Origin of the sequence: Actinophytocola sp., from assembly GCF_036402745.1 — a bacterium.
GTDB lineage: Bacteria > Actinomycetota > Actinomycetes > Mycobacteriales > Pseudonocardiaceae > Actinophytocola.
On the sequence record NZ_DASWSJ010000179.1, the window covers coordinates 1 to 9,067 of the forward strand.

Genomic DNA, 9,067 nt, shown 5'->3' on the forward strand with positions numbered 1-9,067 from the left:
GCCACCGGGGAAGCCCTCCGTGCCGCCCGACAGCCGCGAGACGGAGAGACCGACCTGGCCGTCGGGCGCGAAGCGCACCCGCACCCGGTACTCCTGGTTGCTGGCGACCCGCCGGCCGGACACGAACACCATCGTCCCGCCACCGGTCGGCATCGCGTCCAGGGAGAACGAGGTCAGCACCGTGGCGTCGGTCAGGGAAAGCCCGCCCAGGTAGGACCCGGTGTTCTGGTTGGCCGCGTCGAGCCGCAGCTCGGCCACGCCGGCGGACACCGACTGGCGCGCGGCACCGGCCGGCGCCGTCCAGGCGCCGCCCACGTCCGCGGTGCCGAGACCCCCGGTGACCGTCCGGCCGAAGGCGTCGTTCGCGACGACCACCTCGACGGGCGGCGCCACGACCGTCACGTCCCGGCCGGTCGCCCCGGTCGCGCCCTTGTCGTCGGTGACGGTGAGGGTCACGTGGTGGCTGCCGCCCGTGGCGAAGATGTGCGACGCCGTGGCACCGGTGGCGGTCGCGCCGTCACCGAAGTTCCACGCATAAGCCTTCACGACGCCATCGCTGTCGGCGGAGCCGGCGGCGTCGACGGAGAGCACGAGGTCCTTGGCCGTCGCCGTGAACGCCGCCGTCGGTGCCTTGTTGGGCACGACCGGCGCGACGCTGACCATCCGGGTGGCCGTGCTCGTAGCGCCCCTGTTGTCCGTGACCGTCAGCGTCACCAGGTAGGTGCCGGCCGCGGCGTAGGTACGCGTGGCGGTGGCACCGGTGCCGGTGGAGCCGTCACCGAAGGTCCAGGCGTAGGTGGGGATCGTGCCGTCGACGTCCTTCGTGCCCGTGGCGTCGACGGTCGCGGCCAGGCCGGTGGACGAGCTCGCGAACCGGGCGGTCGGCGGCAGGTTCGGCGCCTGGGATGCCCCGCCGGCGGTGGCATGCGCCGCCACCCGCACGGCCGACAGGGCCGCCGGGTACAGCGCCACCTCGTCGATCCGGCCGGTGAAGGTGCTGGAGCCGCTCATCGCGCGGTCGCTGCCGACGCGGAAGTAGCCGTTGTAGGACGCCCCGGTCGTGGTGTCGGTCCGCGAGTCGACCAGCTTCCCGTCGACGTAGAGCGCCATGCCCGAGGAGCTCATCGACGCGGCGACGTGGTGCCACTTGCCGTCGTTGAACGACGCGCTGCTGCCCACCGTGCGCTCGGTCAGCCGGTTCTTGCCGGTCAGCGTGTCGACACCGAAGTTCACCCGGCCCCGCGAGTCGAGGTAGACCTGCCGGTCGTAGGTCGAGCTGCTGCCGGAGGCGGCGCTGGCGAAGCCGAGGATCCGGCCGCCGGAGCCGGAGCTGGTCTGGAACCAGGCCTCCGCCGTGAACGTGTTCGGTGCCGCGGACGAGGTCTGGGTGGCCAGGGTCGCCTGCGCGGAGCCGTTGAAGGAGAAGGCCGTGTTCGTGTCGGCGGAGAGTGCGCCGGCGACCGCCCTGCTGACACCCGAGCCGACGGTCATGGGGCGGTTGCCGATGGCGTCGGCAGCAGTCGTCCCGGTCGTGTCACCGAGCCGCCAGTGCGACTGTGCGCCATCGGCCTTGACCGCGGACGCGTAGTCGATCGTGCCGGTCACGGGCGCCGGCGCGACGTCCACCGCGACCCAGTCACCGGTGGTCCGGTTGCCGAAGGGGTCGGTGGCGACGACGCGGTAGCGCAGCGAGCCGCTGACGCCGGCCTCGGTGGCGCTCATCGCGGTGTTCTGCCACCACAGCGAGCCCTTGACCGTCTCGTAGACGGGGGCGGCCTCGCCCTCGCGGTAGACCGAGTAGGTCAGGTACTGGTTGTCCTGGTCATCGGTCGTCGTCCAGCCGATCGTGGCGACGCCGGCCGCAGGCGAGGTCGCCGTGGCCGTGAGGCCGTCGGCAGGGCCGACCTTGTTCGGCGCCAGCGCCGGGACGGCGTAGCGGACCAGGCCCTGCTGACCGGCGCCGTTGACGCGCGGGAACTCACCGCCGTAGACGACGTACTGGCCGTTGCCGGTGACGCTCCAGCCGGCCTGGCCCTGGCCGGTGTAGGTGCCGGGGGTCATGGTCGGGAACCAGTCCAGCTGCTTGCCCGCGGGCTGGCCGACCAGGTTCTTGTTGGAGAAGGTCGTCGCCCCGCCCACGCCGGAGGGCGCGATCGTGTAAGCGGTGGCGAACTTGTGCACCCGCGGGTTCTGCTCGGGGAAGCCGCCGATCGGCGAGCAGTTGTGGGTGTGGCTGGCCACGTAGAGCACGCCGTTCGAGGGGTAGCTGGAGTACGTGTCGCCGCGGCAGTCGTTGATCTCGACGATCGCGCCGCCGTCGGCCTTCGCGACGAAGGAGCCCTCGAGGTTGCCCGGTCCGCCGAAGTCGTAGGCGGTGCCGTAGACGTTCACGCCGTCGGTGGTGACGCTGTAGACGGCCGAGTCGCTGCCCTGGTTGGTGATCTTCTGGTTGATCGCGAACGGGCGGGTCGCGCCGGTGACGGCATCGATCGCCGCGACGCCGGTCGCCTTCGTGCCGTTCATCGAGGCGAACCGGCCGGCCGCCACGACCTGCGTGCCGTTGCCGGTGACGACCAGCGACATGACCTGGTCGCTGCCCGAGGTGGAACCGACGCCGGGGAGGGGCGCCCAGGGCAGGAGGGTGCCGTCGGCGGTGCTGACCGCCGCGAGGCGGGTGCGGCTCACCCCGCCCACGGCGGTGATGCTCCCGCCCATGTAGACGGTGTCCGCGGTGACGGCGAGAGCCCGCACCTGACTGTTGATGTTCGGGCGCCAGTTGCTCACCAGCGCGCCGGTAGCGGTGTCGTAGGCGGCCACGCGGTTGCGGACCTGGCCGTCGGCCTGGGTGAAGTCGCCGGCGACGTAGATGCGCGAACCGTCCGGGGAGGCCGTCACGGCCAGCACCTGGCCGTTGAGGACCGGGGCGAAGGAGGTGATCAGCTCGCCGGTGCGGATGTCGTAGGCGAGCAGGTTGTTCCGGGGCGTCTCCTGGGTGCCGGCGGCCGCACCTGCCGGGCGGGCGGTGGTGAAGTCGCCACCCACGTAGACGGTGTTGCCGACGACAGCCTGGGCCCACGCCACACCGTTGATCTGCACGGTCGGCAGGGCGTCCGCGGCGACGGTGGCCGGCGTGCCCGCGAGCGGCTGGGAGTCCGCCTGGGCGGTGCCCGGCAGCGCCAGCGCCACGGCTCCCGTGGTGAGCAACGACGCCACGAACAGTGACAGAACCCGCTTCGGCGCGGACGCCGACGATGCAGACATGACGATCGTTCCCCCGTGTTTCCCCCGGTGGCGCCCGGATGCCGTCCGAACCGGACGACGAGCACCGAGAGTGACGATGACACGGAGTCACGGACATTGTGACGGCTGAGCAGGGGAATCACCCGCACGGGCGGGGTACTGATCACCCTGTGTAGTCGGCAGGGCACGCAACGATGAACACCGCGCCGTCCGGAGCCGCCGCCGCCCCGACCGTGAGGGTCGGCAGGGCGGCGCCGGTACTGCTGCCGACGGTCAGGGCAGCTCGGTCACCCGGAACGCGGTGAACCGGACGGCCGTCGCGGCGGTCGTGCCGCTCGGGCGGTGCACCGCGAGGCCTACGCCGCCGGCCGCCTGCAGCGCAGCGGTCGTGTCGGTGCGGGTCATCGACGGGGCCACCGGCTCCGGGGACCCCTCGAGCCACGTCCGCGCGGTGACCTGGGCCGTCCCGGTGCCGGAGACCTGCACCCGGACGTTCAGCGCCTGGCCGGCGGTGTAGGTCAGGCCGGGAACCAGCGACTCGCCGCCGGGGAACGCCTCCGTCCCACCGGAGAGCCGGGACAGCGCGAGCGCGACCCGCCCGTCGGCCAGCAGCCGCACCCGAACCCGGTACTCCAGGCCCGAGCCCACCCGGCGGCCCGTCACGTACACGTACGTGCCGTTGCCGGTCGGGGTGGCGGTGAGGGAGAACGTCGTCCGGACGTCGGCGCTCGTCCGGGAGATGCCGTCGATGAAGGCGCCGGTGTTGTTGCCGGCGGCGTCCAGCCGCAGTTCCGCCACCCCGGGCGTGACCGACTGACGCGTCCCACCGGCCGACACCGTCCAGGCACCCCCGGTGTCAGCGGTGCCGAGACCGCCGGTGACCGTACGGCCGAACGTGTCGTCGGCGATCACCGCGGGGCCGGCCGGCGGTGCGGTGACCGTGATGTCCTGCTCCGTCGTCGCCGTCGCACCGTCGTCGTCGGTCACCGTCAGCGACACCCGGTAGGTACCGGCCGCGGCGTAGTCGTGCGTCGCCGTCCCGCCGGTGCCCGACGAGCCGTCGCCGAAGGTCCACGCCCAGGACACGACGTCGCCGTCCGGGTCGCTCGAGCCGACCGCATCGAGTGCGACCGCGAGGTCGGTGCCGGTGGCGGTGAACGCCGCGACCGGCACCTGGTTCGGCGGCGGCGCGGTGACCGTCACCTGCTGCGCGCTCGTACCGGTCGCGCCGTCGTCGTCGGTCACCGTGAGCGTGACGGTGAACGTGCCGCCCGCGGCGTACGTGTGCGCCGCCGTCGGCCCGTTCGCCGTCGTCCCGTCCCCGAAGTCCCACGCCCGGGAGGCGAGGGAACCGTCCGGGTCCGCGGAGACGGTCCCGTCCACGGTGACGTCGAGGCCGGTCACCGACGCGGTGAACGACGCCGTCGGTGCCGTGTTGGGCGGAGGAGCCGACGTCCCGAGCGCGTAGTGCTGGGCGACCGTGGCGGTCGACAGCGCGGCCGGGTAGATCGCCACGTCGTCGAGAGTGCCGGCGAAGTAGTTCGCACCCGCCCACGAGCTGTCCCCACCGATCCGCCAGTACCCGTCATAGGACTGGCCGGCGGTGACGTCGGAGCGGCTGCCGGCGAGCTGCCCGTCGACGAACAGGGCCAGGCCCTGCGAGCTCAGCGACGCCGCCACGTGGTGCCACCGCCCGTCGTTGAGGCCGGCGGCGCTCTCCACCGTGCTCATCGCGCCGGTCCACACGCCGAACCGGAGCCGGCCGGACCCGTCCATGTAGAGGTGCCGGTCGTAGTTCGAGCTGTTGCCGGAGGACTGGTTGCCGTACCCGACGAGCTTGCCGCCGGACGTGGAGCTGGTCCGGAACCAGGTCTCGATGCTGAAGACGTTCGGGCCCGGAGCCGGCGCCTGCGTCGACGCCCGCCCCTCACCGCTGCCGTCGAACGTGGCGGCCGTGTCTGCATCCCCGGCGATGGCGCCGGCCGTTCCGCGGGCCACGCCCGAGCCGATGCCCAGGTCCGCCGTCCCGGCGAAGTCGTAGGCGTTGCCGGCCTGTTCGCCGAAGCGCCAGTAGTGGACGGCACCGCCGTCGATGACGGCCTGCGAGTAGGAACCGCCGACGGTCCCCGAGGCGGCAACCGCCACCGCGCGGGACGACGTGGCCGTGGCTCCGCGCGCGTCGGTCACGGTCAGCGTCACCCGGTACGTACCCGGGGAGGCGTAAGCGTGCCCCACGGTGGCTCCGGTGGCCGTGGCGCCGTCACCGAGGGCCCAGCTGTACTGGCTGATGCTGCCGTCGGGATCGGTGGACGCCGAGCCGTCGAAGGACGCCGCGGTGCCGTTCGCCGAGGAGGTGAAGCTCGCCGTCGGCGGCTCGTTGAAGGTCTCCCCCGTGCTGCCCACCACGAAGTGGCGCTGGATCTGGGTGGCCGTCAGGGGCGCCCGGTAGACGGCGACCTCGTCGATCCGCCCGGCGAACCAGTCGCTGGAGCCCGCCCAGCGGGTGTCCCCGCCGATGCGCCAGTAGCCGGAGTAGTCCTGCGCCCCGGTGGCGTCGGAGCGCTGACCGACGAGCTGCCCGTCGAGGTGCAGCGTCATGCCGGCGGGCCCGATGGTGGCCACCACGTGGTGCCAGGCGCCGTCGTTGTAGGACCGACTGCTCTCCAGGGTCGCGCCCCAGCCCAACCAGACCCCGAAGTAGACCCGCCCGGAGTCGTCCATGTAGACGTGCCGGTCGTAGCTGCCGCTGTTGCCGGTGGCGGCGTTGCCGAAGCCGATGATCTTGCCGCCGACCGTGGTCGTGGTGGTGAACCACGCCTCCACGCTGAACGTCTGCGGACCCGGCGCGGGGGACGGCGTCGCGCCGGTCCCGGCCGAGGTGCCGTCGAAGGTCGCGGCCGTGTTTCCCGTGCCCGCCAGCGCACCGGCAGCGCCCTGGGTGACCCCGCTGCCGAGCGTCAGATCGTCGAAGCCGGCCTGGTCGTAGCCCGTGGCGGTTCCGGCCGCCTCACCCAGCCGCCAGAAGTGCTCCGGGGTGTCGGCCAGGACGGTGTCGCCGTACAGACCGCCGGACGCCGTGTCCGTGGACACGGTCACCGAGGCGCTCGACCGCGTCGCGGAGTTGCCGAAGGGGTCGTAGGCGTGGACGCGGTAGGTGTACCGGCTGCCCGCCTGCACGTCACGGTCGACGAAGCCCAGGGACGGGCGGTTCCAGAAGGTCGAGGCCGCGGTCGTCTCATAGACCGGCTGGGCGGGCTTGTCGGAGCGGACCACCGTGTAGATGAGGTTCGCGTTGTCCTGGTCGAAGGTCGACTGCCAGGAGACGCGGACGCTGCCGGCCGACAGGGACACCACCGTGGGGATGAGCCCGTCGTTCACATTCGGGCCTACCTTGTTCGGCGCGACGGCGGGGACGGCGTAACGGACGAGGCCCTGCTGGGCGACGCCGTTGACCCGCGGGAACTCGCCGCCATAGACGACGTAGTCGCTGTTGCCCGTGACGGACCAGCCGGCCTGCGCCTGGCCGGTGTAGCTCCCGGCGCTCATGGTCGGGAACCAGTTCAGCAGCGACGGTGCCGGCTGCCCCTGGAGGTTGCCGTTGGTCAGCGTGTTGCCGCCCACGGTGCCCGTGGCGCCGGTGCTCACCGCGGTCGCGAACTTGTTGATCCGGGGGTTCTCCTCGGGGTAGCCCCCGATGTTGCCGCAGTCGTGCGGGTGGCCCGCGAAGTAGAGCGCACCGTTGACGGCGTAGCTCGAGTAGTGGTCACCGTGGCAGTCGTTGATCGCGATGACCTGACCACCGTCGGCAGTCGCCGCGAACGAGCCCTCGAGGTTGCCCGGGCCGTAGTAGTCGTACCCGGTGCCGTAGACGGCCGCGCCGTCGGTGGACAGGCTGTAGATCGCGGAGTTGACGCCCTGGTTGGTGATCAGCTGGTTGACGGCGAAGTCCCGCGTTGCCCCGGTGACCGCGTCGAGTGCGCCGACGCCGGTGGCCTTCGTGCCGTTCAGCGAGTCGAACCGCCCGGCCGCGACGACCTGGGCGCCCCCGTTCGTGAGGACCAGGGCGAGGACGGCGTTGCTGGTCTGCTGGTTGCGTGCGTCGTTGCCGGGCAGTTCGTTGCCCTCCGTGGACCCGACGCCGGGCACCGGCGCCCACGGAAGCAGCGCACCGTCGGCCGCGGAGACCGCCGCCAGCCGCGTCCGGCTGACGCCGCCGACGGCGGTGATGCTGCCGCCGAGGTAGACGGTGTCGTTGGTCGCCGCGATGGCGCGGACCTGACTGCTGACGCTCGGCCGCCACGTGGAGATCAGGGCGCCGGCCGGGGTCAGGGCGGCCACGCGGTTGCGCGGCTGGCCGTCGACCTGGGTGAAGTCACCGCCGACGTAGATGCGCGAGCCGTCCGGCGAGGCGGTGACCACCAGCGCCTGCGCGTTGAGGCTCGGCGCGAAGGAGGTGATCAGCTGACCGGTACGGATGTCGTAGGCGAGCAGGTTGTTGCGCACCGTCTCCTGCGTGCCCGCGGCCGCGCCGGCGGGCCGGGCTCGGGTGAACGAACCGGCTGCGTAGACGGTGTCGCCCACGACGACCTGCGACCAGACGACCCCGTTGATCTGCACGGTCGGGAGACCGTCGGCCGTCACGGTGCTCGGAGTCGCGGGCGAGGTGGTCGGTGGGGCGGAATCGGCCTGCGCCGTCCCCGGGACCAGCAGTCCCAGCGTCCCGGCTGCCAGCAGCAGAGCTACCGGACCTGCCACCAGGCGCGCGCGCACGATCGACCACGAACTCATTGCCGTTCCCCCGTTCCGGCTGGCCCCCCGTGAGCCGCGCCGAATACTGGGAGTAACGATGCATGGTGTCAGGCGCTCCGCGCGTCACCCGAACCGGTTAAAGACGACCCGGGATCGGCCATGAACAGCCGAAATCCTCACTCCCCGTGATCGGGGACTGAGGATCCCGGCTGTTTCCGATCGTGCGTCAGGGCCCGGCGTTGACGGTGAACGAGGTGAACCGGACGGTCGTCGCGGCGGTGGTGCCGCTGGGCCGGTGCACCAGCAGGCCGACACTGCCGGCCGCCTGGAGGACCGCGGTCGTGTCGCTACGGACCATGGACCGCGTTGCCGGTTCGGTCCCACCCGCCGGCCAGACGCTGGCCCCGATCTGGGTCGTGCCGGTGCCGGAGACCTGGACCCGCACGTTCAGGTCCTGCCCGACCGTGTAGATCAGCCCAGGCACGATGACCTCCCCGCCGGGGAAGGACTCGATCGGCGTCGTGGCGGACGTGAGGCGGGAGAGCGAGAGCGCAACCCGCCCGTCGGCGAGCAGCCGGACCCGCGCGCGGTACTCGTTGTTGTTCGAGACGCGTCGGCCGGTCACGTAGACATAGGTCCCGTTCCCGGTCGGGGCGACATCCACGGTGAACGACGTGCGCACGTCCACACTGGTCGCCGACACGCCGCCCAGGAAGGACCCGGTGTTGGTGTTCGCGGCCGGCAGGGTCATCGCCGCGACGTTCGGGGTCACCGACTGCCGGGCACCGCTGGACTGCAGCACCGTCCAGGGGCCGCCCACGTTCGCGGTGCCCAGTCCTCCGGTGACGGTCCGGTCGAACGCGTCGCTGGCCAGCACGGCCGGCCCCGGGGTGTCCGTGACCACGACCTCCTGGGTGACGTCGTCCTGGGCGCCGTCCTCGTCGGTCACGACCAGCCTCACCTGGTAGGTGCCGGCGGCCCCATATGCGTGGGTGACCGTCGGACCGGACGTGGACGTCAGGGTGTCACCGAACTCCCACGACCATCCGACGATGGAGCCGTCGTCGGTCGTGGGTCC

At 72.3% G+C, this 9,067-nt stretch carries 3 protein-coding genes; all 3 read right to left on the reverse strand.

The genetic code is table 11. The features are described from left to right. On the reverse strand, positions 1-3,261 hold a 3,261-nt coding region (locus VGD70_RS17605), incomplete at its 3' end, for a PKD domain-containing protein (protein WP_331082564.1). 252 nt (positions 3,262-3,513) lie between these two features. Next, on the reverse strand, positions 3,514-8,028 hold the full coding sequence (locus tag VGD70_RS17610; RefSeq protein ID WP_331082566.1) for a PKD domain-containing protein: 4,515 nt from the start codon (positions 8,026-8,028) through the stop codon (positions 3,514-3,516). Between the two features lie 187 nt (positions 8,029-8,215). Beyond that, the coding region (locus tag VGD70_RS17615; protein WP_331082568.1) for a PKD domain-containing protein at positions 8,216-9,067 on the reverse strand (852 nt) is incomplete at its 5' end.